The following is a 25,346-nucleotide window of genomic DNA, read 5'->3' as shown; positions in this document are numbered from 1 at the left end:
GAAACAAATGGATGCTTCAGAATTGATAGATGAAATAGTTCTGGGAGAGCAGTTTAATATAGAAAAAGAAAAGAAGGAAAAGCTACTTTTAAATATTATCTTATCGCAACTAGAACGCAATAAGTCAAATTTAAATATAAAAGCTATGTATGATAGATTAGGTATAGATATTAGTAGTATCAAAACACTAGAGCAGGTTCCATATATTCCTGTAAATATGTTTAAATATTTTGATCTTAGAATATGTGAGCAAGAACAAGTGGTAAGAGTGTTAAACTCTAGTGCTACCACCACAGGAATTCCTAGTAAAATATATTTAGACAAAAGGACTTCCATAAGACAAACACAAGGATTAATAAGTACATTAACAAGCTTTTTAGGAGGAAAGAGAAGACCCATGCTTATAATAGATAGCATAGACAGCAACAAAAGAGGAGACAATATAACTGCACGTGGGGCGGCTATAAGAGGGTTAAGTACTTTTGGTAGTAAAATTTTTTATGTGATGGATAGTGAAAATGGTGAACTTAAATTAAATATAGATAGACTTGTGGAGTTTGAAAGAGCATATAATGGAGAAGAAATTTTAGTTTATGGTTTTACTTATATAATGTGGTCTAAATTCTTAAATGTATTAAAGCAGGAAGGAATAAAACTGGATATGCCTAAGTTAAAGCTATTACATAGTGGCGGGTGGAAAAAACTTATTTCTGAAAAGGTGGAAAAGAATGTTTTTTCAGAGACTGCAGCGCAGGTATTTAACACAAATATAGCCAACGTCATAGATTTTTATGGAATGGTGGAACAGGTGGGAGTAGTTTTTATTGATTGTGTGTATGGACATAAGCATGTTCCGAATTTTGCAGAGATTATTATAAGGGACCTGCAGACTTTAGAAGAGGTGAAGCTTGGTGAAACAGGGCTTATAGAGGTTATGAGTATTTTAGGTACTAGTTATCCGTCCCAAGCTATTCTAACTGAGGATATTGGTGAATTTATAGGAGTAGATAATTGTCCTTGTGGTAGACAAGGCAAGTATTTTAGATATAAATCTCGAGTAGACAAAGCAGAAATTAGAGGCTGTGGAGATACCTTTGCGGAAAGAGAGGTAGGAAGATGATAAATTGTTATGGATTAAATGGAGAGTTCAATGAAAATGGATTCATATTTCAAGACTTTCATGAAATAGATACTTGCTTAAACAAGAATCTTGAAGATCTTCATGAATTCCCGGTGCAAGCTATAATACTTATTATAAATGAATATAGCAAGAAAATTGCTACAAACAGAGAAATATTAAAAATGGAAGGAGTTCCATTCTTGTGCTTTTATTTAAAGAAAGTAAATATGGAAAAACAGTTAAAGCTTAACTTAGGAAATATTGAATATCTAAATGATTTTGTACAGGTAGAGGATGAAAAATACATTAAAACACAACCAAAGGGTGTAGTATGCCATTGGATGGCAGGAAATGTTGCTACCCTCGGAATTTATTCAGTGCTTCAAAGTATACTATGCAAAAATGGTAATATTCTTCGCGTGTCAAAGAAATGTGTTAGTGAAGTATATAAATTATTGGTGCTTTTAGATAATATTTTGGTTATGTATGAGGGAAATACTTATTCCTCTAAAGTTATATTAAAAAATATTGCCCTTATTTATTTTAATAGTGAAGATGGGTATCACAATTCTGAGATGTCTTTAAAAGCAGATGCACGAATAGTTTGGGGTGGAGAAACTGCAGTAAATGCTATTTCTATTTTACCTAAAAAAACTACTTGTAAGGATTTAATTTTTGGACCTAAGTATTCTTTTGCAGTTTTTGAAAAATCAGCTATTGAAAGTGATGACTTTGAAGAATACTTAGAAAATCTAGTTACAGATATAATTGCATTTAAACAAAAAGCATGTTCTTCCCCTCAGGTATTGTTTTTAGAGAAAAGCAAACTACCTTTAGAGGAAATAGCGCAAAGGTTAAGTGAAAAATTTGAGAAGATGGTTAAAAGATATAGTAATTTAGATTTAGAGCAAGCCATAGCTGCAAAAATAATTAATAAAAGAGGAGAATATTCACTGTGTTTGGATAAGCAGCTTTATATAAGTAAGGGGCTTCAATATACAATACTAATTGATAGTGAATTAAAGCTTGAAGAACCTATTACTGGACGAACTATATTTGTAAAACAAGTGGATGATATATTAGATGTATGTCCTTTGATTACTAAAAACATACAAACCATTGGCATAGCATCAAAGAATAGTAACAAGACTTTAGATTTTGCAGACAGAGTAACGGCTTTTGGTGTAGATAGAGTTGTGAAAATTGGGTATATGAATTTCTATGATTCTCCTTGGAATGGCAGTTTAATAATGAGTGAATTAGTTAGATGGTGTTCTCTTAATGTAAAGGGAATGTTTTAATGATATTTTGTAATTGAGGAATAATATGTAAGACGTTAAAAGTTTTTATAAAGGTCAAAGCGAAGAAAGGCTATTATTATTTAAAAGAATGGCCAAATAGTTATATTAAATTATACTTTTTCTGATATAATAAAAACAAGCTATGCACTCTATAAATAATGCATAGCTTAATTTTTCATAGAGTGAGAGGTGTATTTATGAAAATTAGGGATGCTATGATGAAAAGTAATTTAAATTGCATTAATGAATGTGACATAGGAAAGCTTAATTGCACAGAGTTAAATGAGATTATTGAATCATCCTTTGATGGTATATATGTAACCGATGGCAAAGCAAACACATTAAAGATTAATAAATCTTATGAAAATATAACGGGTTTACAAAGAAAAGATATGATAAATAGGAATATGTATGAACTAGAAAAAGAGGGATACATATCAAAGTCATCAACTCTTATGGTATTAAAAAACAAAAAATCTAATACCATTGAGCAGGAATTTAGTACGGGTAAAAAGGTGTTAGTTTCTAGTAACCCCATATTTGATGACAAGGGTAATATAAGCATGGTGGTTACAAATGTACGAGATATAACGAAATTATACGAGTTAGAAGAACAGCTAGCTAAAAATATGAAGCTTACAGAAAAATATTATTCAGAGATAGAAGTTATGAGAATTCAATATTTAAATTTATCAGATATCATTGCAAAGGATAAAACAATGATAGATTTATTGGAGGTTGCTAAAAGAGTAGCTAGTGTGGATACTACTGTTTTAATATTAGGAGAAACGGGAGTTGGTAAGGAAGAAATTGCAAAATTTCTACATAAAAATAGTTTGAGGCGTGACAAGAATTTTATAAAAATTAATTGTGGAGCAATTCCTCAAAATCTTATAGAATCAGAACTCTTTGGATATGTAAAAGGGGCCTTTACAGGAGCGAATAAAGAAGGAAAGATGGGACTTTTTGAGGTGGCAGATGGAGGTACAGTTTTTTTAGATGAAATTGGAGAACTTCCTTTAGATATACAAGTTAAGCTACTTAATGTACTCCAAGAGGGAAAAGTTGAAAGAGTTGGATCGGTGAAATCGATTAAAATTGATGTAAGAGTACTCGCAGCTACTAATAGGAACTTAGAAGATATGACAAAAGAGAAAACCTTTAGATCAGATTTATATTATCGGTTAAATGTTGTCCCCCTTACTATACCACCATTAAGAGAAAGAAGAGAAGATATTGTACCTTTAGTTCAGTACTTCTTATCTGAATTAAATAATAAATATAATTTTGAGAAAACTTTCACTATTGAGGCAGTGAATACACTGTATAATTACGATTGGCCCGGTAATGTTAGGGAACTTAAGAACATTGTAGAAAGAGTTATAGTGATGAGCAGTAGTGACAAAATATTTGGAAGTGACTTGCCAATGAAAAACCATCTTAACTGCATAGGAAAAAATATTGGTAGTGGAGACATATGTAATTTAAAAGAGGCAGTTGGAAAAGTAGAAGCTAAACTTATTAGTCAGGCCTTTGAAAATACAGGTAATGTTAGAGATGCTGCAAAATTACTTGGCATTGATGCTTCTACTTTTGTTAGAAAGCGTAAAAGATATTTAGAAAAAGATATGTTGTAAAAATGAAACGTGTTGCAAAAATGCAAAAAAAATATATATCTTGTAAAACACATATACTATGCAAGAATTATGGAATTTTTAAATTGGGTTTCTAATATTTGTTGCTTTTATGCAACAAATATTATTGCTTGAATAACATATTTGTGATTGTTTTCACAATTGTGTTATTTTTTTACTTATTATTTGTGAAAATAATCACAATAATTACTTGAAATACTAAGTGAAATGTACTGATATAGATTAAAGGTATAATATATTTAAAAAAATCATATTACATGTTTATAACTTTGGCACAGGTATTGCTACATAAATAAATAAATGTAAAGTTAGACAAAATATATATATGGAGGGATAGTCTTAATAGGATTAACGACTGGAGAAAAATGGATATAATTGCTAAGTTTTGTTAAAGTATTAACAAAATTATCAATTAACGTGTTATTTTATAGACTTACTAAATGAACAAATATTTATTCTATTTAATTGAGGAGGCATAAAAAAATGAAATTTGATTTAAACACTTTTTTAACGAATCCATTTGTTCCTATGTTCTTAGCAACGGTTACTGGATTGCTGCTAGGTAACATTAAAATTGGAAAATTCAATCTTGGACAATCAGGAGGTTTATTTACTGGAATATTTCTTGGGTGGTTACTTTATTCGAAATACTGTGTGGCCTTTATGTTAGATCCAAGTAATCCTAAAAAAGGTTTAATTGCAGGGGCACCCAAATATGCGGCTAATTACTTTAAAAATGGGGTTGTTAGCGATACTTTATTTACATTCACACTGATTCTTTTTATTTCATCAGTTGGGTTACTTGCAGGAAAAGATATAGGAAAGGTTGTTAAGAAATATGGAGCCCGATTTGTTGTACTTGGTGGTGTGATAACTGCTACAGGTGCATTAGCCACATATTTAGCTACACTTGTATTTACTGGGCAAAATAATTTTGCTGTTGCTGGGGTTTATACAGGCGCTTTAACAAGTTCACCAGCATTGGCAGCAGCTTTAGAAGCCACTGCTAAGTATGGTGCAGTAGCACAAGCACAAGTTGGACTAGGACATGCTATTGGATATGCACCGGGGGTTTTAGTGGTAATTATTGCTATGAACTTTTTCCCAGTTATATTTAAAATGGATGTAGAAAAGGAAAAAGAAAGATTCAAATCAGAAATGACATCTTTTGATGACAATGAAACTAAAGAAAAAAACATTAAAGAAGTGGGAATGGACGTAATATCATTTCTTACAGTGTGTTTGATTGGATACTTTGTTGGTTCAATAAATATATACATACCATTTGTTAAATGGATGAGTTTGGGATCAACTGGAGGTGTACTTATAATGTCATTATGGCTTGGTCATATCGGTAAGATCGGACCACTAACCTTTAGAATGAACACCGGAGTGCTTTCTGCTATAAGAGATTTATCCCTTTCTCTGTTCTTGGCTATAGTAGGATTACAATATGGATATGAAACTGTAGCTGCACTTGGTGGAAGCGGTGCAACACTTGCACTAATTTCTTTTGTAGTTGGTCTAGTTGCATTGAGTGCTGGTTTTTTTGTAGCAAGATATATATTTAAAATGAACTGGATCATTATTGCAGGCGCTATATGCGGAGGTATGACAAGTACACCAGGTCTTGGAGCTGCAATTGATGCTACGAAGACTGATGAAGTTGCAGCTGGTTATGGAGCAACCTATCCCTTTGGGCTCCTATTTACTGTAATATTCGTAATCATACTTCATATGATTACATAAATCTGATAAGGCTTTTTTATAAAAATATATAATAGAGAAGTTGGCATAGTTTTTGCTATGATTAATAGTGAAAATAAAATAAAAATTAATAAAATTCAAAATAAATATTAAAGGAGCTGTTCTTAATGGGATTAATGACAAAAGAACAATATATAGAAAGTCTTAGAAAATTAAATCTAAAGGTTTATATGTTTGGGGAATTAGTAGAAAATGTTGTAGATCATCCAATTATTCGCCCATCTTTAAATTCTGTAGCAATGACATACGAATTAGCGCAAAATCCAGAATTTGAAGATTTAATGACTGCTACTTCAGACTTGACTGGAGAAAAAGTAAATCGTTTTACGCATCTTCATCAAAATACGGGAGATTTAATAAAGAAAGTTAAAATGCAGCGTTTGCTTGGACAAAAAACGGCTTCTTGCTTCCAAAGATGTGTTGGAATGGATGCTTTCAATTCTTTATTTAGTACTACTTATGAATTAGACAAAGAACATGGAACAAGCTATCATGAGAACTTCAAGAAATTTTTGACTTATGTTCAAAATAATGATTTAACAGTGGATGGTGCTATGACAGATCCAAAAGGAGATAGAGGCCTTTCACCTAGTAAACAAGAAGATCCAGATATGTACTTAAGAGTAGTAGAAAGAAGAGCGGATGGTATAGTAGTAAGAGGTGCAAAAGCACATCAAACAGGTATGACAAATTCCCATGAAATAATTGTAATGCCAACAATAGCAATGACAGAAAATGATAAAGATTGGGCAGTATCATTTGCAGTTCCAACAGATGCAGAGGGTGTGTTCCATATATATGGACGTCAATCTTGTGATACAAGAAAACTAGAAGATGGAATGATTGATAGAGGAAATAGTGAATTTGGTGGACAAGAAACATTAACTGTATTTGAAAATGTATTTGTGCCTAATGATAGAATATTTTTAAATGGAGAAACTGAATTTGCAGGAATGCTTGTAGAAAGATTTGCTGGATATCACAGACAAAGCTATGGTGGATGTAAAGTTGGCGTTGGTGATGTACTGATCGGAGCAGCAGCGGTAGCTTCAGAATATAATGGGGCTCATAAAGCAACACACATTAAGGATAAGTTAATAGAAATGACTCACCTAAATGAAACACTATTCGCTTGTGGAATAGCATGTTCTGCAGAAGGGCATGTAACAAAAGCAGGAAACTATGAAATAGATAATTTACTTGCAAATGTATGTAAGCAAAATGTTACTAGATTCCCCTATGAAATTTGTAGACTTGCAGAAGATATAGCTGGAGGGTTAATGGTAACAATGCCTTCAGAACAAGATTTCAGAAATCCAAAAACAGGACCATATATAGATAAATACTTAAAAGGTGTAGCAGCAGTTTCTACTGAAAATCGTATGAAAATTTTAAGATTAATCGAAAATATGACCCTTGGAACAGCAGCAGTAGGCTATCGAACAGAATCCATGCACGGAGCTGGATCACCACAAGCACAAAGAATAATGATTGCAAGACAGGGAAACTTAGCATATAAGAAAAAATTAGCAAAAACTATAGCCAAAGTAAACGAATAAAATTATTATATCTATTAGAAAAATGTAAAAGGAACAGGGGGGGATTCCCCTCTTATAAATGAGGTAAATATGATAGAAAAAATTAATAAAATAATTCAAGAAGAAGTAAAACCCCAATTGGCATTACATGATGGCGATATTGAAGTTATCAAGGTGGAAAATGGAATAGTGGAGATTAAGTTTTTAGGGGCTTGCAAAGGTTGCCCTTCTGCTAAAATCACTATAGAGGATGTAGTAGAAAAAACGTTGAAGAAAAAGATACCAGAAATTAAGAAAGTAATACAAGTTTATGATGTAAGTTCAGAATTGTGGGATGCATATAAAAAAATAATAAAAAAAGATATGTAAATGAGGTGACAAATGTGAGTTGGCAAGAAACTTATAAAAGTAAAATAGTTTCTCCAAAATCAGCTGCAGCTAAAATTAAATCAGGAGATAGAGTCGTAACAGCACATGCTTGTTCAGAACCAATTGATGTTATAGAAGCTATGATTGCAAATAAGGAAAATTATCGAGATGTGGAAATTGTACACATGGTGTCTCTAGGAAAAGGGGAATATGTAAAGGATATAATGGAACCGTATTTTCATCACAATGCACTTTTCGTAGGTGGTGGTACAAGGGCCGCGGTAGCTGAGGGTAGAGCAGATTATACCCCATGTTTTTTTTATAAGGTTCCAGAGCTTTTTCGCGAAGGAATCTTGCCAGTGGATGTGGCGATAATTCAAGTTAGCACTCCAGATGAACATGGCTATTGTAGTTATGGGTTATCTAATGATTATACAAAGCCTGCTACAGAATGTGCAAAGCTAGTAATTGCAGAAGTAAATACGCATATGCCAAGGACAATGGGAGATAACTTTATTCATGTTTCAGATATAGACTATATTGTTGAAACCTCAAATCCTATTATAGAATTAAAAGCAGCTAAAATAGGCGATGTAGAAAAAATAATTGGAGAAAATTGTGCAAAACTAATTGAAGATGGATCTACATTACAATTGGGAATTGGAGCGATTCCAGATGCTGTACTTTTATTCTTAAAAGATAAAAAGGATTTAGGAATTCATTCTGAAATGATTTCAGATGGAGTGGTGGAACTTGTAGAGGCTGGCGTTATAACAAACAAAATGAAGACCTTACATCCAGGTAAGATTGTAGTTACCTTTTTAATGGGATCCAAAAGACTTTTTGATTTTGCAGACAATAACCCTATGATATCCATGCATTCAGTAGATTATGTAAATAATCCTTTGGTAATTATGCAAAACTATAAAATGGTGTGTATCAATTCCTGTCTACAAGTAGACCTTATGGGTCAAGTAGTAGCAGAGAGCATAGGACTTAAGCAGTTCAGTGGAGTTGGTGGGCAAGTAGACTTTACAAGAGGTGCTGCCATGGCAAAAGGCGGGAAATCCATTATTGCTATGCCATCCACGGCAAGTAAAGGAACCAGATCCAGAATTGTACCTTTATTGGATGAGGGTGCAGCGGTAACTACATCAAGAAATGATATACATTATGTGGTTACAGAGTATGGTATTGCTGAACTTAAAGGGAAAACTTTAAGTGAAAGGGGTAGAGTGTTAATCGCGATTGCCCATCCAGATTTTAGAGCAGAACTTACAAAAGAGTGGGAAAATAGATTTAAAAGAAAATTTTAAAATGTGGGGTGAAAGTATGAATATTGAAAGAATAAGAAATGCAAGTCTAGAGTGTAAAATAATGAGTGCGAAGGAAGCTGCAAAACTAATTGTGGATAAAATGGTAGTAGGCGTAAGTGGATTTACGCCATCAGGTTATCCCAAAGCAGTTCCATTGGCACTAGCCGCTAGAGTAAAAGCTACTGGTGAAAAAATGAAATTAACACTATATACTGGTGCTTCCGTTGGGGCAGAAATTGATGGAGCATGGGCTGAGGCAGGAATTATTTCTAAAAGATTGCCATATCAAACCAATAATGAAGTAAGAAATAGCATCAATAAAGGAGATATAGATTATATAGACATGCATTTAAGTCATAGTACCCAATATGTAGATTGTGGAGTGATTCCTAAAGTAAATGTGGCAATTATTGAAGCTGTTGCAATTACAGAAGACGGGTGTATTGTACCCTCTACAGCCATTGGGAATGCAGCTTGTTATATAAAAAATGCAGATTTTGTAATTGTAGAAGTGAATGAAAGTCAACCCATGCAACTAGAAGGAATGGCAGATATATATATGACAGAAAAACCACCTTTTAGAAAACCAATTCCACTTATGCACCCTGGAGATAGAATTGGGACAACCTGTATACCTTGTGGAATTGAAAAAATTGCAGCCATTGTTATGACAGATCTTTTAGACAAAACAAGACCACTTGCAGCCATTGATGAAGCATCAAAGAAAATTTCTAAAAATTTAATCCAGTTTTTAGAGAAGGAAGTAGAAGAAGGTAGGCTACCAGAGAATTTATTACCACTGCAATCTGGGGTAGGTAGTGTAGCCAATGCAGTACTTGGAGGTCTTTGTGAGTCAAATTTTAAGAATTTGACTTGTTATACAGAGGTAATACAAGATTCTATGTTAGACTTATTGAAATGTGGAAAAGCAGTAATGGCATCTTCCACAGCCATAAGTCCTTCTCCAGAGAAAATGGTTGAATTTAAAGAAGAAATAGATTTTTATAAAGATAAGATTGTATTAAGGCCTCAAGAAATAAGTAATAATCCTGAGATTGCAAGAAGAATAGGTGTTATTGCTATGAATACAGCTATAGAAGTGGACATATATGGAAATGTAAACTCAACACATATAATGGGAAGTAAAATGATGAATGGCATTGGTGGATCAGGAGATTTTGCAAGAAATGCATACTTAACTATATTCACTACAGAGTCCATTGCAAAAAAAGGAGATATCTCTTCAATTGTTCCAATGGTATCTCATGTAGACCACACAGAGCACGATGTTATGGTTATTGTAACAGAACAAGGGGTAGCAGATTTAAGAGGATTGTGCCCAAGAGAAAGAGCACTAAAAATTATTAATAATTGTGCACACCCAGATTATAAAGTAGCACTTATGAAATATTTTGAAGATGCACAACTCACTGGAGCAAAACATACACCACATATGCTTGAGAAAGCTTTAGGATGGCATAGTAGATTTTTAGCTACAGGAACTATGAGGGATAGAAAAATAATTAAATACAACAATAAAATAGATCAATCTGAAAGAAATATATGTTAATAAATAAAGTAATACATAACAAATAGGAGGAAAATAATAATGGATAATAAAGCATATATAAATGAAATGATGGTTAAGGCAAGGAAAGCTCAAGTAGGTATTGCAAACTATAACCAAGAACAAGTGGATGCATTAGTTAGAGTAATTGGTAAAGTTATATTTGATAATGCTGAAATACTAGCAAAAGAAGCAGTAACAGAAACAAGAATGGGAGTTTATGAAGATAAGGTAGCTAAGAATATGGGTAAATCAAGGACTATATGGAATAGCTTAAAAGGTAAAAAGTCAGTAGATATCATGGGGCCTGAAGAAGGAAAAGAAGGGATATTACTAGTAGCAAAACCAAAGGGCGTTATAGGTTCTATTACACCAACCACAAATCCAATAGTTACACCAATGTGTAATGCTATGTTTGCTATTAAAGGAAGAAATTCAATTATTGTAGCACCACATCCAAGATCTAAGAATTGCTCAGCACATGCTGTTAAACTAATGAATGATGAATTAAGGAAACTCGGAGCACCAGAAAACTTGATTCAAATAATAGCAGAACCATCCGTTGAATTAACAGGAGAATTAATGTCAGCTGTTGATACAGTAGTAGCTACTGGTGGAATGGGAATGGTAAAGGCTGCTTATGCCAGCGGAAAGCCAGCATTTGGAGTTGGAGCAGGAAATGTTCAAGTTATTATTGATAGAAATTATGATTTTGATCAAGCTGCAAAAGATATTATCGCAGGAAGAAAATTTGATAATGGTATCATATGCTCTGGAGAACAAAGCATTATAGCTCCAGTTGAAAAACATGCTGAAATAATGCAGGCCTTTACTAACAATGGCGCATACTACATTGAAGATGAAGAAGCAATTGATAAGTTTAGAAATGTTATGTTCCCAGGTGGTGTAATAAATGGTAAACTTGTTGGTCAATCAGTTCAGTTTGTTGCTGATATGGCAGGAGTCGTGGTTCCGGAAGCTACAAAAGTAGTTATATTAAAAACTAAAGGAATAGGATCACTAGATGTACTTAACAAGGAAAAAATGTTCCCATATATGATAACAATGACTTACAATACTTTTGAAGAAGCAGTACAACTAGCTAAAACTAATCTTTTATATGAAGGTGCAGGACATACTACAGCTGTTCATTCAAATGATGATGCTCATATTGAATATGCAGGTAAAGAATTACCTATAAGTAGATTAGTTGTTAATCAAACATCATCTACAGGAGCAGGCGGAAGTTTTAATAACGGCTTTAATCCATCTACAACTCTTGGTTGTGGATCATGGGGAAATAATTCAATATCTGAAAACTTTACTTATTATCACTTAATAAATATATCAAGAATAGGATATTTTAATAAGGATGCTAAAGTTCCAACTGCTGAGGAAATCTGGGCAGAATAGATAAAATTAGTAGGTTTCAACGGGTTAAGTTGAAACCTATTTCCCTAATATAAATTAATTATAAAATAGGAGGAAAAATAATGAAATTATTTTCAATTAAATCACAAATCCATAAATTTGATACATCAAAAGAATTTGCAGAAACCTTTAATATAGGTGAAGGAGATTTTGTATTATCAAATGAATTTATATATGATCCATTCTTCGGAAGTTTAAATCTTAAAGCTGAGATAGTTTTTCTAGAAAAATTTGGTGTTGGTGAACCTTCTGATGAGATAATTGATGCAGTATTATCAGTTATTAAAGGAAAGACATTTAAAAGAATATTTGCTATAGGTGGCGGTAGTGTTATTGATATAGCAAAACTTCTTGTAATAAAGGGTGAAAATAGAGCATTAGATTTATTCGAGAAAACAGTTCCATTAATAAAGGATAAGGAGCTTATAATAGTTCCTACAACTGCTGGAACAGGCTCAGAAGTTACAAATTTATCTATAGCTGAAATCAAAGCTAAGCATACAAAGATGGGACTTGCTACAGATGAATTATTAGCAGATCATGCAGTACTTATCCCAGAACTTGTTAAAGGACTTCCGTATAAATTCTTTGTGGCGAGTTCAATTGATGCACTAATTCATGCTATTGAGTCTTATGTATCACCAAAATCTAATCCTTACACAGAATTATTTAGTGTGAAAGCAATGGAATTGATTTTAAAGGGATATATGAAAATTATTCAAAAAGGTGAAGAGTATAGAAAAGCAATAATTGAAGATTTTGTTATAGGTAGTAACTATGCAGGTATTGCTTTTGGTAACACAGGAGTTGGGGCTGTTCATGCACTTTCTTATCCTCTTGGAGGCACTTACCACGTTCCTCATGGAGAAGCAAACTACCAGATGTTTGTTGAGGTATTTAGAACTTACAATAAGAAAAATCCAAATGGTAAAATTAAAGATGTTAATAAAATACTTGCAGATATTTTAAATGTAAATGCAGATAGTGATGTGTTTGCTTCACTTGCTGGAGTACTTGATAAATTATTAGTTAGAAAACCACTAAAAGATTATGGTATGAAGGTAGAAGAAATTGAAAGTTTTGCAGATAGCGTTGTTGTAGGTCAACAAAGACTTTTAAATAATAATTATGTACCTCTAAGCAGAGATGAAATTAGAGATATTTATAAGAGTTTATATTAAATATTAAAATATAAGAAGAGAGGTGCGAACCTCTCTTCTTATATGATAGGAGGTTTCACATGTCCAATTTAGATTTCATTTATAAAAGACACAGTATAAGAAGATTTAAAGATGAAGTTGTTCCCCTGGATGATTTGCAGGAGATTATTAAAGCGGCTATTCATGCTCCATCTGGTAAAAATGATCAGAATTGGCACTTTGTAATAATTAGAAGTAAAGAAAAGATAAATGAAATAGTAAATGTGGTAGAAATTAAAAATGAACAAATTGCTGCTAAAATTGCAGATAAAGATATTAAGTCATTTTTTACTAAAGTTTTAAAATACCATACTGCTTTTAGAAATGCCCCTTGTTTAATTTTGATATATGCAGGCATTTATAAACCAACGGGACTTGAAGAATTTAAGGCTATTAATGAAAGCAAGGAAGCTATACAAGAACTTCTTGATACTGCGCCAGGGATACAAGGAGTTGCTGCAGCTATAGAAAATTTATTACTTGCCGCAGCATCTCTTGGTTATGGAACATGCTGGATGACAGGCCCAAATTATGCTGCAAAAGAAATTAGTGACGCCATTAATTTCAAAAAAGAAGGGTATTCATTAATGGCATTAACTCCTATTGGATTACCCTTAGACCAGGAAAACAAAAGACCACATAGAAAGTCTGTAGAGGATATTATTACAGTCATTATGTAAATACTCTATATTTTTAAGAGGCTAAGCAAAAATAATAGAAGGAAGGTGATATTTTATTTAATCATCCTTGCTTCTATTATTTTTCTTCTATTTTATTAAATCTTCTACAAACTTAGGTAAGGCGAAACAAGCTTTATGTAGCTTTTTAGTATAGTACCTAGTATCAAATTCATAAGCAGCTGATAAATCTACTGTTTCTGGGTCGTATTTTTTTGAACCCACAGTGAAGCTCCAGTATCCACTTGGATATGTAGGGATAGCTGCCATAAATAATTTTGTAACAGGGAATACAGCTTTTGCATCATTAAATACTCTTTTCACTACTTCAGGTAGAAAAAAGGGAGTTTCTGTTTGTGCAATGAAAATACCGTCTTTTGTTAAACATTCAAATATCTCTTTGTAGAAACTTCCTCCAAATAATCCTTCAGCAGCTCCAAAAGGGTCAGTAGAGTCTACAATTACTACATCAAATTCATTTTTGTGTTCATGAACGTACTTTATACCATCCCCAATAAAAACTTCACATTTGGGGTTTTCTAGAGCACAACTTATTTCAGGAAGATATTTTTTACATTCTGTAACAACATCCACATCGATTTCGCAGAGCACTGCTTTCTCAATGCCGGGATGTTTTAACACCTCGCGAATAGCGCCACCATCTCCTCCACCAACAACAAGAACCTTTTTAGGATTTGGATGTGTAAATAGAGGAATATGAGTTATCATTTCGTGATATACATATTCGTCTTCTATAGTAGTTTGAACTATTCCATCCAGCACTAGCATTCTTCCAAAGGCTTCAGTATCAAGAATTGCAAGCTCTTGGAACGGAGTTGTTTTTGTTACCAAAGTTTCCTTTATTTTATAAGTCATAGCAGCATTCGCTATTTGACCTTCTTTAAACCACATATCCATTATTATTCCTCCTCACATTTTGGGGGCAGATAACAATTTATAATTGATATCTACTTATTGTTTCCCAATTAACAAATAATTTCAAAAGTTAAACAACAATAGTATAACAATGATTTTGATATAGGGCAATAGTTTGATTCAGTCAACTTATTTATGAACTTATTTATCAAATAATGTATTAAATGATTATAAATGGGTAGAATATAAAAAAATGCTTAAATATTTAAAAAAAAAGAAGGAAAATTATGTAATTGATAGAATATATAAGAAAGGTACAGTATTTAGACAAAGTTGAAAAACTACTTTAATTTAAAATGATTCAAGGGGGAAGAAGATGCATTTAAATTTTGAAAATAGCCAAGATAAATTGATTGTTTACATGTCTGGAGAACTAGATCATCATAGTGCTGAAGAAGTAAGGAATATGATAGACGATCGCTTAGACCGAGATAACTACAACAAATTAATCATGGATTTTGATGGAGTGTCGTTTATGGACAGCTCTGGTATTGGAGTAGTTATTGGAAGATACAAAAAGTTACATATGAGAAATGGAAAAGTATGTGTAACAAGCATTAAGTCTTCAGTAAAAAGAGTGTTCGAATTGTCAGGAATGTTTAAAATCATTATGCTATATGATGACGTTGAACAAGCTGTAAACAATATTTAGTGGGGGGATTAATATGGGTCACAATAGAATTAAAATTGAATTTTTAAGTAAATCCCAGAATGAAGGTTTTGCAAGAGTAGCAGTAGCAGCATTTGCGGCGCAATTAGATCCAACAATTGAAGAAATTAGCGATGTTAAAACTGCTGTATCAGAAGCTGTTACCAATGCGATTATTCATGGATATGATAGCGAAGAGGAAATGATTACTATAGAAGCTATTATTAATGAAAATGAATTAACAGTGATAATCAGCGACTCAGGAAAAGGAATTGACGATTTAGAGATTGCTATGCAACCATTATATACTTCTCGTCCAGACTTAGAGAGGTCAGGTATGGGTTTTACTGTAATGGAAACTTTTATGGACAGCTTAGAAGTAAAGTCTGATAAAGGTAGGGGAACAAGTATAATAATGAAAAAAATATTTAATCCTTTAAGTTAGGTGGAATATTATGGATCAAAAAATAGTCAAAAAAAACAATTACAATTATGAGGATAATATGCAGCTCATTCAATTGGCTAGAAGTGGAGAGCCAGGTGCATTAGATAGGCTAGTAGAGATGAATTTACCATTAGTTGCATCAATTAGTAAAAAATTTCTTAATAGGGGATACGAGTATGATGATATATTCCAAATTGGATGTATTGGTCTAGTAAAAGCAATTAACAATTTTGACACTAAGTATAATGTGAAATTTTCTACCTATGCAGTACCAATGATAATGGGAGAAATCAAAAGATTTCTTAGGGACGATGGGATTATAAAAGTAAGTAGAAGCGTTAAAAATACTGCACGAAAACTACATTATGATAAAGACACTCTAACAAAAGAACTAGGTAGAGATCCTACTATTGAGGAACTATCAGTATTTTCTAATATAGAAAAAGAAGATATAGTATATGCACTAGAGTCTGCAAACAATATGCAATATTTATTTGATACAATACACCAAGATGATGGCGCTCCAGTACTTCTAATAGATAAATTAAGTGAAAAATATGAAGAAGATAATGAGGTTTTAGATAAAATTGCACTGAAAGAAGCGCTTAGAAAATTGGATGCAAAATCGAGGCAAATAATTATGCTCAGGTATTTTAAAGATAATACACAAATTCAGGTGGCGAAAATGATGGGAATCAGCCAAGTACAAGTATCAAGAATAGAAAAGAAAGTTTTGAAAATAATGAAAGAAAAGTTGAGTGGTTAAGATGAAATATAGATAAACAACTTCAATGTTTATTTTGAAGTTGTTTATCTATAAATGATTCTTATTTTTTTTGACTAAAAATTATATAATTGCAAATAATAACTTAGGTATAAAATATATTCTAAACTAATAATTCAATATAATTAATAAATATAAACATTTTAGAGAATTACAAGGAGGATATTTCATGAAAGTGGAAGAAAAAACTATAAGAAAAAAATTTGACCACCTCAATTCTAATAAAATTCCTAAGCCTAATTTACTATTACATTGCTTTAATGCCTTTTGGGTTGGAGGCGCAATATGTGTAATTGGGCAATTTATCAGCGATGTTTTTTCTAAAATGGGTGTTCCAAGTGATGAGCTAGGGAGTTATGTTTCCATAGTAATGGTGTTTCTAGGAGCTATACTTACGGGCATAGGTATATATGATAAACTAGGTGATTTTGCAGGAGCAGGTTCGGTCGTACCAATCACTGGGTTTGCAAATTCAATAGTTTCACCAGCAATGGAGTTTAAAAAAGAAGGTTTTATTTTTGGTGTAGCGGCTAAAATGTTTACTATTGCAGGACCTGTTTTAGTATATGGAATAGGTTCATCTGTAATTGTAGGGATTTTATATTATTTTTTAAGGTGGTGATTTGTGATGGGTAGAAGAATCGGACTTCAAACAGTAGAAATTCAAAGCAAACCTAGAATTGTTGGAACCTACAATATAGTGGGGCCAAAGGAAGGTCAGGGACCATTAAAAGAGTATTTTGATAGAATTTTAGAAGACGATCTTAATGGAACTGAAAGTTTTGAAAAAGCTGAAACAAGCCTTTTATATACTACTGTTAAAGAGAGCATAAAAAAAGCAAAATTAACTGAAGGTGATATAAATTATTTACTAGCAGGAGATTTACTAAATCAGTTATATTCTTCAAGTTTTGCAGCGAGAGATTTGAATATACCCTTTCTAGGACTTTATGGTGCCTGTTCAACAATGGCAGAGTCTTTAAGCGTGGGTTCAATGATAATGGAAGGGGGCATGGCTAATTACGTTGTAGCAGCTACCTCATCGCATTTTTCCGCGGCTGAAAGACAATACCGATTCCCCTTAGAGATGGGGAGTCAGAGAGCCCCAACAGCGCAATGGACAGTTACAGGTGCAGGAGCCATGGTTTTGGGTAAAAAAGGTGATTTTCCTTATGTTACACATATTACAACTGGAAAAGTTAAAGATTATGGAATAACTGATGCAAATAACATGGGTGTGGCCATGGCACCCGCAGCTGTAGATACTATTAAACAACACTTTAAAGATACGGGTAGAAAGCCTTCGGATTATGATATTATTGCTACGGGAGACCTAGGCACGATAGGAAGACAATTTACAGAAGAATTGCTATTAGAATATAAGTACGATATGAAAGGCCATTATATTGATTGTGGTGAGGAAATTTTTAATGCTGAAAAACAAGGAACTAATGCAGGTGGTAGTGGTTGTGGGTGTTCTGCAGTAGTTGCAACAGGGTATTTATACAGAAATATGCTAAAGGGGAAATTTAAAAGAATACTTTTAGTTTCCACAGGAGCGCTTCTAAGTCCAACTTCATCTTTGCAAGGAGAAACAATACCTGGAATCGCACATGCTGTTTGCATAGAGTTTGGAGGTGAAAAATGAATAATTACATTATGGCTTTTTTAGTTGGAGGGGCAATTTGTGTAATAGGTCAAATACTTATGGATACTACTAAATTAACTCCAGCTCGAATATTAGTTGTATTTGTAACTGTTGGTGTTATATTAGGTGCATTAAATATATATGATGTGGTGATAAAATATGGGAAGGCAGGCGGAAGTATACCACTGCCAGGTTTTGGTTATAGTTTAGCTAAAAGCGTAATGAAAGAAGTAGATGAAGTTGGTCTTATAGGAGCATTTACGGGAGGCATAAAAGGAACTGCGGGAGGTATTACTGCTGCAATTTTCTTTGGATATATTATGGCGTTAATATTTAATCCCAAAACTAAAGGGTAAAAAAACTACTATCAAAATTTATTTTTTGATAGTAGTTTTTTTTAAGGAGTAGTAACTGGGGGATTAATAACTGGAGGGTTATTAGGATCTACTGGTACTCCACCGTCAGTTGGAGGAGTAGTAACTGGGGGAACAGTAACAGGTGGAATAATAATTTGCTTTGAAAAGGTGTCAACTGCTGTTGGTAATACAAAAGCAGCGTCTAATAATTGAGCATTAGGAGTAGTCCTTTTTATAAAAATCCTCGTTTCAATTTTTTCAGGTGGCGTAAATTCTGAAGCGAGAACATATATGCCACTTGGATCCTTGGTAACTTTAGCTAGAACATGTATGCTATCAAGGGTTGTAGGTTGCGTTCCATCAATAAAAAGTTCAGAGTAAACTCGATTACCTCTTGGATCTGCATAAGTTAAATCTGTAGGTATATCTCCTGAATCCTTTGATACAGAATAGGATGATATGCCAGAAGGCCGTTCTACTTCCTTAACTGGAAGAGAGGTATGTGCTTCTTTCATAATTTTTCCCCATAATAATGCTGCGTCATTACTATACAGTCCGTTAATTTCAACATTTTCTTTATCTGTTCCGATCCAAACAGCTGCAGAGTAATACGGAGTTAATCCAACAAACCATAAATTTTTTGAATCAGAAGAAGTACCAGTTTTACCTCTAACAGGCATGTCGCTAAAAGGAGCATTTGTTCCAGTACCACCTGGAGTTACAGGGCCTTGTAATAAATCATACATTATATAAGCGCTTTGAGGAGATAAAACAGGTTTTGGATCATATTTTGTTTGGAGTAATATTTTATCATCCCTATCAACTACTTTAGTGTATAATCTTGGAGCAGTGCGCATTCCGTTGTTACCAAAGACACCATATGCCGCTGCCATAGTAAGAGGATTAGTTCCCAAATACTTACCACCATTTAATTGACCGAGGGACATAGCGGCGGGACTGCCCTTATCTGTGTCATCTAGCTGTAAGCCAAATTTTTCCCCATAAGAAGCACCAGTTTTAAGAGTAATCATATCCTCAATTTTCACAGCAGCCACGTTAACAGAATATTTCAAACAATCTCTTAGGGTTAAATATCCTCTATATGCATTGCCAGAATTTTTAGGATTATATGGAGGATTATTTTTTCCGCCTAATCTCTTTGCCATTTCATCTGTTAATGGTGAATCTTCAATAATCGTAGAAGCCGTAGCTATTTTAGTATCAATAGCTGGCCCATATACGGTTAGTGGCTTAATAGTCGAACCAGGAGGCTTTAAGAAATCAATAGACGCAGCTCTATTATATGACATAGGACCTTCGTCGCTACTTCCTCCTATAATAGTTTTAACTTCACCTGTATGATAATCCATGATAACAGAGGCAGCTCGAATTTGTGGATTCCATTTTTTGTTTGAGTTAATAGCATTATCAATTAGCTTCTGCGATGCATTTTGCATAGATCTATCCATGGTTGTAGTAATTTTTAAACCATCGTACATAAGCATGGAATATGCTTCTTCTTTGCTAATATTAAGTGTTTTCATTAAATCTTCAGAAACCTGGATAATTACAGGCCTAGAGAAAAACTCAAAATTCATTTTGTTTGCATCTTTTATTGAAAAATTAAATACTATCTTTTCAGCCATAGCTGAGTCAAATTGAGCTTTGCTGATTTTATTATATTTTAACATATTTTCAAGAACAGCTTTTGTTCTATTTGAAACAAAAACTTCTTTAGACTTAGATGCCTTATACGCCAAGTTATATGAAAGACTAGGGTTTTGTGCAGCACTAGCAATAAAAGCAGATTGTTTTAATGTTAATTTTTCAACAGGCTTACCAAAATATTGCTCTGAGGCTGCCTCTACACCGTGAGCTTTTCCGCCTAAAAAAATAGTGTTCATATATGCCTCTAAAATTTGGGGTTTGGTCAAAACCTTCTCCAGCTTTAGCGACAGAGAAATTTCTTGAACTTTTCTTTTTATTGAGGTTCTGTTTTCTATAGAGTCTTCTAAAAACATTCTATATTTAACCAATTGTTGAGTTATAGTTGAAGCACCTTGGAGACTATCTCCACTTCCCTTTATTTTTATTTTTATATCATTGAATACTGCGCCACCCAATCTTTTTATGTCAATACCAGGATGGGTGTAAAATCTAGAATCCTCAACACTTATAAATGCATCCTGAAGGATGAGTGGAACTTTATTAATAGATAAATTAGTTCTTCTTTCGGAGGTAATATATTCGTCCATATACTTTGAAGAATTGTCATATAGTATTGAAGGTTCATCTAATTTTAGGAATGCATTAATATCTAAGTCAGGAGCAGTTTTCACCATAGCTAGGACTACTCCCCCCATAGCTACCATGGCTATTAAGGCTATAAATAAAATAGTAGAAACAATGCTTTTAAAAATTTTATTACCAGTTGATTTCTTCTTCTTCTTCTTTTGAGCTGGTTTTTTATCTTTATTTTGAGTAGTTGCTTTATCTTTCATTGAATATCCTCCTCTTAGTTCTCTTTAGCGGATGATAAATATTATTTTCCAAGTCTTGTGTGAAAATACATATTGTATAAGTATAATTAGTTGTTAATATTATACCATATAATTATCTTAATATAAAATATCCATTTTTGATATGTTATTTAATTCTGTAGCTTAAAAGAACTACATATAATAACATATAACCTTAAATGGAGGTAATAAATATTAAAAACAAATTTAAACATAGAATATTATTAATTATAACCATGATTATGATAAATTTTACAATATTCATATATATATTTGATAAAATAGTAATGCCCACCGTAATGGCAGTGGCGGATGCAGAAATGAGAGCAAAAGCTACAGAAATTGTTAACAGAGCAATTATAAATGAATATTCAAAGCAGTTTAACTACGATGAGATTATAAGGGTTGATAAAGATTCTGAAGGGAATATTGTAATGCTTAAGGCAGATACTTTAAAAATGAATAAAATAGCCTGCGATGTTGCTTTAGAGACCCAAAAGGAACTCTTGAAATTGGGGGATATAGGCCTCAAAATCCCTATAGGTTATATAACAAGAAATAATATTTTATCTTATTATGGTCCACGCATAACCATAAAAATGCAGCCTATAGGCCTTGTAGAAACTAAATATTCTTCTGAGTTTGAAAGTGCAGGTATAAATCAAACCAGACATAAGATTTATGTTAAAGTAAAAACCACGGTTAGAGTAATTATCCCTTTGAAAAGCAATGATATCGAGGTAGCTAATGAAATACCAATTGCTGAAACTATTATTGTGGGAAAAACACCTAATACTGCAATTGGATTAGATTTAAATGGTACAGGTTTTAAATTGGGTAATAGCAGTAATAAATAACATAAACATAAAAAAGTACGCAATTAAACGTACTTTTTTATTTCTAATTATATTTTTTGGAAATCCTAAAGAAAGATGTTAAAACAAATTAATCTTCCCAATTAAATACGTAGGGGATATTTCTATAGTAGTCTCCATAATTCAATCCATAACCCACTACAAAAAGATCTGGAATTTCAAAACAACAATAATCAGGTATTATATCAATTTTTCTTCGCTCATGTTTATCTAAAAGAACACAAGACTTAACAGAAGCCGCTCCAAGGGTTCTAACCCTAGTCATAATGGAATTCATAGTTATTCCTGTATCAACAATATCATCCACTATTAATACATCAAAGCCAGAAATATTGTCAGGTATATCGTTTATAATATTAACTGTTCCTGAGGACTCTTCGCCCGCACCATAACTTGAGGTTGTCATAAATCCTATTTTTGTAGGTACAGTAATTTGACGTACAAGGTCTGCAGTAAATATGAAACTACCTCGGAGTAATGAAAGAATATACAATTTTTTTCCATCATAATCTTTAGATATTTCTGCACCAAGTTGTCCAACTCTTTCATCAATTGCTTCTTTAGATATAAGAATATTTACTTTTTTATTATCCAATGTTAATCCCGCCCTCTATATATATTTACAATATTGCTTCAATAGTATAAAATTATAAGATAGTTGTCAAGTATAAGAATAAGAAAAGTTGTTAAAATATTATTAGAATGGAGTGATTTACAATGATATATGGAAATATTGATGGAGTTAAGAATTCAATTTTAAATAAATTAGAAAATGCTTGTGATATAAGAGTATCAAAAGATTGCATTTTATCTGAAGAATTGGTAGATATATTAGTTGAGGTAACACAAGATTTGAAAAGAGAAATAAGTGCGGCAGTTGATAGAAAAGGTAAAATAATTAGTATGGCAATTGGTGACAGTAGTACTGTGGAACTTCCTATAATTGATATAAGAGAAGGTCGATTATCTGGGGTTAAAATAATACACACTCATCCAAATGGAAATTCTAGATTATCTGCTCTTGATATGTCAGCATTAGTAAAATTAAAGTTAGATTGTATAGTGGCTATTGGAATATCAGAAGTGGAAGACTTAAGGTATAATGTAGGTTTTTGTGGAATAGAAAATAATATTCTAATAGAAGAAGAAGTAGGACCTCTAAGTATAGAACAAGTAATAGAATATGATATCATAGACAAAATTAAACATATCGAAAAATTAATGAAGACAAGTGAAATCACTGAAGATGATGCAGAAAGAGCTATCTTGGTAGGTATAGAAAGTGAAGAGGATTTAGTAGAACTTAGGGAACTTGCAAAGGCATGTAATGTAGAAACTGTAGATATAATTCTGCAAAATAGACATAAAATAGATGCAGCTTTATATATAGGTAGCGGTAAAGCGGAAGAAATTGCGGTTATTAGGCAAGCGCTAAGAGCAAATTTAGTTATTTTTGATGATGAATTATCTGGCTCTCAAGTTAGAAACTTAGAAGAAGTGCTGGGGTGTAAGGTTATAGACAGAACTACATTGATATTAGAAATATTTGCACGAAGAGCAAGAACTAGAGAAGCAAAAATTCAAGTTGAACTTGCACAATTAAAATATAGGTTACCACGGTTAACGGGACTTGGAACAATGCTTTCAAGAACAGGTGCTGGAATTGGCACAAAGGGTCCTGGAGAGAAAAAATTAGAAATTGATAAAAGGAGAATAAGAGAAGGTATTTTTGATTTAAATAAAGAATTAGAAAAAATTAAAACCACGAGAAGTGTCCAAAGGGAAAAGAGAAGTCGCGAAAGTATTTCAAAAGTGTCCTTAGTTGGGTACACTAATTCAGGAAAATCAACACTTAGAAATGTATTATGTGAGGTAGCTGCACTAAAAAGTGCCGTTCAAAAAGATAAAGTCTTTGAAGCAGATATGCTCTTTGCAACATTAGACGTAACAACAAGAGCACTACTATTACCTGATAATCGTGTGGCAGCAGTAACTGATACTGTAGGTTTTATAAGAAAACTTCCGCATGACTTAGTAGAAGCCTTTAAATCAACCTTAGAAGAAGTGGTATATTCAGATTTATTATTGCACATAGTAGATGTATCTTCAGAAAATGCAGAACTCCAAATAGAAGCTGTAGACTTAGTATTAACAGAACTTGCGGCAATTGATAAGCCAATGATATTGGTGTTAAATAAAATTGATAAAGCATCACCAGAAAACATTTTGAAGATTAAAGAAAAATATAAAAATTTAAAATGCATAGAAATATCAGCTAAGTATGGTACAAATTTGGATGAGTTATTAAAAGAAGCTTGTGAAGATCTTCCATATACTCTTAAGAAATTTAATGTGCTTATTCCATACACTGATCAGTCCATGGTGGCATACTTGCATAGAGGTTCTAAGGTAGAATCGGAAGAATACAGTGAAGAGGGAACACTTATGTCAGTACAAGGGGACGATGAAGTTTATAATAAGTGTGAAAAATATATTCAACTGTAGAATAAACTCAAATTAATGTTATTATGGATAAAGGTTTATGGAGAAAGATGTATTATTGCACTTTTTAAAAAATAAAATAAGTGTAATAAAACAAATGGTTAGCTTATATAATTAAGTATTAGGTATATAGCATTTATCATAGGATTTAGGAGTAGATATGGGAGAGGATAAGTTAAATTCAGATAATGAAAAGAGGCAAATTAAAAAACCAAATATACAAGATGACAAGCAATATCAAAAAAAAATTATAGATGATCTTACTCAGCAATATAAGAATATCTATAAAGATTCCTCTATGCAACAACCACTATCTGAAGCTAGTGACACCAGTAATACATGTGATAATTTTGATATTAAATCTTTAACAGATAAGGTTGTAAATATAAATATTTTAAGATTTGAGCTGGATAGATTACCTTTGGATTTTAAAGCAAGGGCTTATTTTGAAAATGATGTAAAACCACTAACAGATACTTTAACTGTTTTATCCTTTGCATCGGATAATTTTTCAATTTCCGCAGCTAATATGGCAAATACCAATTTTGGCCATAGTCAGAAAATAAAAGATGCTCTAGACTTAGTTGTAGAAGTTAATGAAATTGCAGAGGATTTAATTGAGGTATTGAGATGTAAAGTTGACAATATGTTGAAACTCGCAAAGTATGATTGTAAGTGTAAATAATTTTTAT

23 protein-coding genes are annotated in these 25,346 nt (G+C 32.6%); 20 read left to right on the top strand and 3 right to left on the bottom strand.

What is annotated here, in order from left to right; genetic code table 11:
• Positions 1 to 7 precede the first annotated feature (7 nt).
• The 11 genes from G9F72_RS14840 (at position 8) to G9F72_RS14790 (ending at position 13,943) form a co-directional block, all read left to right on the top strand.
• Complete coding sequence (locus G9F72_RS14840) at positions 8 to 1,120, top strand: acyl-protein synthetase (protein WP_164955427.1); 1,113 nt, start codon at positions 8 to 10, stop codon at positions 1,118 to 1,120.
• On the top strand, positions 1,117 to 2,421 hold the full coding sequence (locus tag G9F72_RS14835) for an acyl-CoA reductase (protein ID WP_164955426.1): 1,305 nt from the start codon (positions 1,117 to 1,119) through the stop codon (positions 2,419 to 2,421). Before G9F72_RS14840 ends, G9F72_RS14835 begins: the two co-directional genes overlap by 4 nt.
• Before the next feature lie 197 nt (positions 2,422 to 2,618).
• Entirely contained in the window at positions 2,619 to 4,058 is a 1,440-nt protein-coding gene (locus G9F72_RS14830) for a sigma 54-interacting transcriptional regulator (protein WP_164955425.1), read from the top strand.
• A gap of 501 nt (positions 4,059 to 4,559) precedes the next feature.
• A complete protein-coding gene (locus tag G9F72_RS14825) occupies positions 4,560 to 5,825 on the top strand; it encodes a hypothetical protein (protein WP_164955424.1) in 1,266 nt (421 codons plus the stop codon).
• 125 nt (positions 5,826 to 5,950) lie between these two features.
• On the top strand, positions 5,951 to 7,402 hold the full coding sequence (locus G9F72_RS14820; protein ID WP_164955423.1) for a 4-hydroxyphenylacetate 3-hydroxylase family protein: 1,452 nt from the start codon (positions 5,951 to 5,953) through the stop codon (positions 7,400 to 7,402).
• A 69-nt stretch (positions 7,403 to 7,471) separates the two neighbouring features.
• A complete protein-coding gene (locus G9F72_RS14815) occupies positions 7,472 to 7,750 on the top strand; it encodes a NifU family protein (protein WP_164955422.1) in 279 nt (92 codons plus the stop codon).
• 14 nt (positions 7,751 to 7,764) lie between these two features.
• On the top strand, positions 7,765 to 9,066 hold the full coding sequence (locus G9F72_RS14810) for an acetyl-CoA hydrolase/transferase family protein (protein ID WP_164955421.1): 1,302 nt from the start codon (positions 7,765 to 7,767) through the stop codon (positions 9,064 to 9,066).
• Position 9,067: 1 nt separating this feature from the next.
• Positions 9,068 to 10,636 (top strand): acetyl-CoA hydrolase/transferase family protein, encoded by a 1,569-nt coding sequence (locus tag G9F72_RS14805; protein ID WP_411955958.1) that lies wholly within the window; start codon positions 9,068 to 9,070, stop codon positions 10,634 to 10,636.
• A 39-nt stretch (positions 10,637 to 10,675) separates the two neighbouring features.
• Positions 10,676 to 12,046: an aldehyde dehydrogenase family protein gene (locus G9F72_RS14800; RefSeq protein ID WP_164955419.1), complete on the top strand. Its 1,371-nt coding sequence runs from the start codon at positions 10,676 to 10,678 to the stop codon at positions 12,044 to 12,046.
• A gap of 80 nt (positions 12,047 to 12,126) precedes the next feature.
• Positions 12,127 to 13,245, top strand: coding sequence for a 4-hydroxybutyrate dehydrogenase (locus G9F72_RS14795; RefSeq protein ID WP_164955418.1), 1,119 nt, complete (start codon positions 12,127 to 12,129; stop codon positions 13,243 to 13,245).
• 59 nt (positions 13,246 to 13,304) lie between these two features.
• Complete coding sequence (locus G9F72_RS14790) at positions 13,305 to 13,943, top strand: nitroreductase family protein (RefSeq protein WP_164955417.1); 639 nt, start codon at positions 13,305 to 13,307, stop codon at positions 13,941 to 13,943.
• A gap of 87 nt (positions 13,944 to 14,030) precedes the next feature.
• Here G9F72_RS14790 and speE read toward each other — a convergent pair whose 3' ends face one another.
• Positions 14,031 to 14,858 carry a polyamine aminopropyltransferase gene (gene speE, locus G9F72_RS14785; RefSeq protein WP_164955416.1) on the bottom strand — a complete coding sequence of 276 codons (828 nt, stop codon included), beginning with the start codon at positions 14,856 to 14,858 and terminating at the stop codon, positions 14,031 to 14,033.
• Positions 14,859 to 15,192: 334 nt separating this feature from the next.
• Here speE and spoIIAA point away from each other — a divergent pair, with 334 nt between their 5' ends.
• From spoIIAA to spoVAE, 6 genes are all read left to right on the top strand, one after another.
• Positions 15,193 to 15,528: an anti-sigma F factor antagonist gene (spoIIAA, locus tag G9F72_RS14780; protein ID WP_164955415.1), complete on the top strand. Its 336-nt coding sequence runs from the start codon at positions 15,193 to 15,195 to the stop codon at positions 15,526 to 15,528.
• A gap of 13 nt (positions 15,529 to 15,541) precedes the next feature.
• Complete coding sequence (spoIIAB, locus tag G9F72_RS14775) at positions 15,542 to 15,970, top strand: anti-sigma F factor (RefSeq protein WP_164955414.1); 429 nt, start codon at positions 15,542 to 15,544, stop codon at positions 15,968 to 15,970.
• Between the two features lie 10 nt (positions 15,971 to 15,980).
• On the top strand, positions 15,981 to 16,736 hold the full coding sequence (gene sigF, locus G9F72_RS14770; RefSeq protein ID WP_164955413.1) for an RNA polymerase sporulation sigma factor SigF: 756 nt from the start codon (positions 15,981 to 15,983) through the stop codon (positions 16,734 to 16,736).
• Between the two features lie 187 nt (positions 16,737 to 16,923).
• Entirely contained in the window at positions 16,924 to 17,376 is a 453-nt protein-coding gene (gene spoVAC, locus G9F72_RS14765) for a stage V sporulation protein AC (RefSeq protein ID WP_164955412.1), read from the top strand.
• Between the two features lie 6 nt (positions 17,377 to 17,382).
• Entirely contained in the window at positions 17,383 to 18,402 is a 1,020-nt protein-coding gene (gene spoVAD / locus G9F72_RS14760; RefSeq protein WP_164956046.1) for a stage V sporulation protein AD, read from the top strand.
• The gene (spoVAE, locus tag G9F72_RS14755; RefSeq protein ID WP_164955411.1) at positions 18,399 to 18,758 is read left to right on the top strand and encodes a stage V sporulation protein AE; all 360 of its coding nucleotides are present in this window, start codon (positions 18,399 to 18,401) and stop codon (positions 18,756 to 18,758) included. The genes spoVAD and spoVAE overlap by 4 nt, the downstream gene beginning before the upstream one ends.
• Before the next feature lie 41 nt (positions 18,759 to 18,799).
• Here spoVAE and G9F72_RS14750 read toward each other — a convergent pair whose 3' ends face one another.
• Positions 18,800 to 21,259, bottom strand: coding sequence for a transglycosylase domain-containing protein (locus tag G9F72_RS14750; RefSeq protein WP_164955410.1), 2,460 nt, complete (start codon positions 21,257 to 21,259; stop codon positions 18,800 to 18,802).
• Positions 21,260 to 21,456: 197 nt separating this feature from the next.
• On the opposite strand from G9F72_RS14750, the gene yunB reads away from it, so the two are divergent.
• A complete protein-coding gene (yunB, locus tag G9F72_RS14745) occupies positions 21,457 to 22,134 on the top strand; it encodes a sporulation protein YunB (protein WP_164955409.1) in 678 nt (225 codons plus the stop codon).
• A gap of 88 nt (positions 22,135 to 22,222) precedes the next feature.
• On the opposite strand, the gene hpt is transcribed toward yunB, so the two are convergent.
• Positions 22,223 to 22,747, bottom strand: coding sequence for a hypoxanthine phosphoribosyltransferase (gene hpt / locus G9F72_RS14740; protein WP_164955408.1), 525 nt, complete (start codon positions 22,745 to 22,747; stop codon positions 22,223 to 22,225).
• 122 nt (positions 22,748 to 22,869) lie between these two features.
• Here hpt and hflX point away from each other — a divergent pair, with 122 nt between their 5' ends.
• Positions 22,870 to 24,657: a GTPase HflX gene (hflX, locus tag G9F72_RS14735; RefSeq protein ID WP_164955407.1), complete on the top strand. Its 1,788-nt coding sequence runs from the start codon at positions 22,870 to 22,872 to the stop codon at positions 24,655 to 24,657.
• A gap of 157 nt (positions 24,658 to 24,814) precedes the next feature.
• Positions 24,815 to 25,339, top strand: coding sequence for a hypothetical protein (locus G9F72_RS14730; RefSeq protein ID WP_164955406.1), 525 nt, complete (start codon positions 24,815 to 24,817; stop codon positions 25,337 to 25,339).
• The last annotated feature ends 7 nt before the right edge of the window (positions 25,340 to 25,346 follow it).

Origin of the sequence: Clostridium estertheticum (assembly GCF_011065935.2) — a bacterium.
Classification (GTDB): domain Bacteria; phylum Bacillota; class Clostridia; order Clostridiales; family Clostridiaceae; genus Clostridium_AD; species Clostridium_AD estertheticum_A.
The sequence above is the reverse complement of the archived record's forward strand: the minus strand, read 5'-3'. Positions and strand labels throughout refer to the sequence as shown.

What these genes read in the sequence shown, in the direction of transcription:
- yunB (WP_164955409.1), top strand. Translation starts at nt 21,457, where the DNA reads ATGGAGGTAATAAATATTAAAAACAAATTTAAACATAGAATATTATTA.
- spoIIAA (WP_164955415.1), top strand. Translation starts at nt 15,193, where the DNA reads ATGCATTTAAATTTTGAAAATAGCCAAGATAAATTGATTGTTTACATG.
- G9F72_RS14835 (WP_164955426.1), top strand. Translation starts at nt 1,117, where the DNA reads ATGATAAATTGTTATGGATTAAATGGAGAGTTCAATGAAAATGGATTC.
- G9F72_RS14815 (WP_164955422.1), top strand. Translation starts at nt 7,472, where the DNA reads ATGATAGAAAAAATTAATAAAATAATTCAAGAAGAAGTAAAACCCCAA.
- spoIIAB (WP_164955414.1), top strand. Translation starts at nt 15,542, where the DNA reads ATGGGTCACAATAGAATTAAAATTGAATTTTTAAGTAAATCCCAGAAT.
- spoVAE (WP_164955411.1), top strand. Translation starts at nt 18,399, where the DNA reads ATGAATAATTACATTATGGCTTTTTTAGTTGGAGGGGCAATTTGTGTA.
- G9F72_RS14730 (WP_164955406.1), top strand. Translation starts at nt 24,815, where the DNA reads ATGGGAGAGGATAAGTTAAATTCAGATAATGAAAAGAGGCAAATTAAA.
- G9F72_RS14795 (WP_164955418.1), top strand. Translation starts at nt 12,127, where the DNA reads ATGAAATTATTTTCAATTAAATCACAAATCCATAAATTTGATACATCA.
- sigF (WP_164955413.1), top strand. Translation starts at nt 15,981, where the DNA reads ATGGATCAAAAAATAGTCAAAAAAAACAATTACAATTATGAGGATAAT.
- G9F72_RS14820 (WP_164955423.1), top strand. Translation starts at nt 5,951, where the DNA reads ATGGGATTAATGACAAAAGAACAATATATAGAAAGTCTTAGAAAATTA.
- G9F72_RS14830 (WP_164955425.1), top strand. Translation starts at nt 2,619, where the DNA reads ATGAAAATTAGGGATGCTATGATGAAAAGTAATTTAAATTGCATTAAT.
- G9F72_RS14750 (WP_164955410.1), bottom strand. Translation starts at nt 21,259, where the DNA reads ATGAAAGATAAAGCAACTACTCAAAATAAAGATAAAAAACCAGCTCAA.
- G9F72_RS14805 (WP_411955958.1), top strand. Translation starts at nt 9,068, where the DNA reads ATGTGGGGTGAAAGTATGAATATTGAAAGAATAAGAAATGCAAGTCTA.
- spoVAD (WP_164956046.1), top strand. Translation starts at nt 17,383, where the DNA reads ATGGGTAGAAGAATCGGACTTCAAACAGTAGAAATTCAAAGCAAACCT.
- G9F72_RS14800 (WP_164955419.1), top strand. Translation starts at nt 10,676, where the DNA reads ATGGATAATAAAGCATATATAAATGAAATGATGGTTAAGGCAAGGAAA.
- G9F72_RS14840 (WP_164955427.1), top strand. Translation starts at nt 8, where the DNA reads ATGGATGCTTCAGAATTGATAGATGAAATAGTTCTGGGAGAGCAGTTT.
- G9F72_RS14825 (WP_164955424.1), top strand. Translation starts at nt 4,560, where the DNA reads ATGAAATTTGATTTAAACACTTTTTTAACGAATCCATTTGTTCCTATG.
- spoVAC (WP_164955412.1), top strand. Translation starts at nt 16,924, where the DNA reads ATGAAAGTGGAAGAAAAAACTATAAGAAAAAAATTTGACCACCTCAAT.
- G9F72_RS14790 (WP_164955417.1), top strand. Translation starts at nt 13,305, where the DNA reads ATGTCCAATTTAGATTTCATTTATAAAAGACACAGTATAAGAAGATTT.
- hflX (WP_164955407.1), top strand. Translation starts at nt 22,870, where the DNA reads ATGATATATGGAAATATTGATGGAGTTAAGAATTCAATTTTAAATAAA.
- speE (WP_164955416.1), bottom strand. Translation starts at nt 14,858, where the DNA reads ATGGATATGTGGTTTAAAGAAGGTCAAATAGCGAATGCTGCTATGACT.